This window comes from Pseudomonas sp. P5_B2 (assembly GCF_056400445.1).
Genome location: NZ_JBFULH010000788.1, coordinates 1 through 1664, shown reverse-complemented (window position 1 = coordinate 1664; position 1664 = coordinate 1). Strand labels below are relative to the sequence as shown.

The window sequence follows — 1664 nt, the reverse complement described above, 5'->3', positions numbered from 1 at the left end:
GGTTCGGTCAAGGAACGCAAAGTCGATCTGCGCGTAATCAGCGCCACTAACTGCAACCTTGAACAAATGGTCCAGCAAGGCAAGTTTCGCCGTGACCTGTTCTTTCGTCTGCGGATTATTTCCATCAAGGTGCCGCGCCTGTACGCCCGTGGCGAAGACATTCTGCTATTGGCCCGGCACTTCCTGGCGAGCCACGGCAAACGCTATGGCAAGCCGAACCTGCATTTCAGCGATCAGGCTGAAGAACTGTTGCTCAGCTACAGTTGGCCGGGCAATGTGCGCGAGTTGCGCAACATGCTTGAGCAAACGGTGCTGCTGGCCCAGAGCGATACTATCGCTGCACACCAGCTTAACGTTTGCCTGAGCCTGGTGGATGATCCGCCCATGTATCAACATGAGCCACAACACCACGAGCCGCGCCCGCTCTACAACGGCACCGAGTCGATGAACCTGCCCGAAGTCGAGCGCGACATGGTGCGCAAGATGCTCGACAAGACCGACTGGAACGTCACCAAGTCTGCTCGGCTGTTAGGCCTGAGTCGCGACATGTTGCGCTACCGTATCGAGAAACTTGGCCTGGCACGCCCGGATAAACGCCAGTGGTAGGCTTATTGCAACATCGGGCCCTGACGACTTAGACATTCGAGTGTGCAACTTGGGTCGGCAACTTCTTCGTTCACGTACACGCCATGCACGGCATCGTAAGTGCGAATGAACACCCGAACGGAGGCATCGGCGAGCGTCGGCAATTGTGAATCGTAGAACACGTGCTCGCTTGAAATCGGTATGAATTCCTGGGGCGAGGTCGGGATATACGAACCTGGCGGTATCGTGCTCATGGAAGGTGGAGCGGGGTGGGCGAAGGGTTGGTCGGCTCCGTAATACTGGAACTCACTGCTGTAATCGGTGGTAGGAGTCAGGTTGTCATCTGCATGGGCGGTGCTTGCAACAACCAGGCAAACAGTGAAAATCAGCGTCAGATTGGCTTTGTTCATGGCAACACCTGTGTAATCGGTTTTCGCGCAATTCCCCAAGGCCATTAACTATAGCTGTCGTACGGACACGCGTTCGATATGTCCGGCGGTGAGATCGTGGTGTGCAAAACATCGACATTACAATCGTAGTCACCAGGTGTCAGGCGGGCGGGATTCGATTGCTGGCTTTTCACTGAATTAACTAGATGGTAAGGTGGCGTGTAAACCTGTATTTCCCTCCTACATCCCGCCGGATGCGGATGCTGTTGTGTGGTTTCTTCCGACAGTCTATTGACTGGGTGTAGTCCGTCACACCTCTAGTCCATCGCTTGGTCGGTTGGGATGTCCATCAAATGGCTGCTTTTCATCAGGTTTGGGCGGGCTTTCAGATTCCCGGCCAGCCCACAGTCCACTTGCCTGGCAACATCTCAATGTGAGGCTCAACTTGACGAGAGCTCGTGACTTTGACGCGCCGGAAGAACCCAGTTTCGCTCAAAAAACGCGGATGCAATGATCGGGGAATGGTCAGTTAACAGGCATTTTCCAGCCCTAAGAAGGCGCTACTCAGAGGTTTTCAGCACTTTTCATCGTTTTTCAGCATTCAGCGGAGCAGGGAACATGGTTTTTCAGGGATGATGTGTGTACGTCATGCCTTACTGCATTCAGTTGGCAGAAGCAACGGTCGGTGAT

At 54.1% G+C, this 1664-nt stretch carries 2 protein-coding genes; one reads left to right on the top strand and one right to left on the bottom strand.

Annotation, left to right across the window (positions count from 1 at the left end):
- A partial coding sequence (locus AC1DRJ_RS26790; RefSeq protein WP_477804807.1) for an AAA-type ATPase lid domain-containing protein occupies nucleotides 1-606 on the top strand: 606 nt, incomplete at its 5' end.
- A gap of 2 nt (nucleotides 607-608) precedes the next feature.
- Here the strand turns inward: AC1DRJ_RS26790 and AC1DRJ_RS26785 are convergent.
- Nucleotides 609-995 carry a hypothetical protein gene (locus AC1DRJ_RS26785; RefSeq protein ID WP_477804806.1) on the bottom strand — a complete coding sequence of 129 codons (387 nt, stop codon included), beginning with the start codon at nucleotides 993-995 and terminating at the stop codon, nucleotides 609-611.
- Nucleotides 996-1664 lie beyond the last annotated feature (669 nt).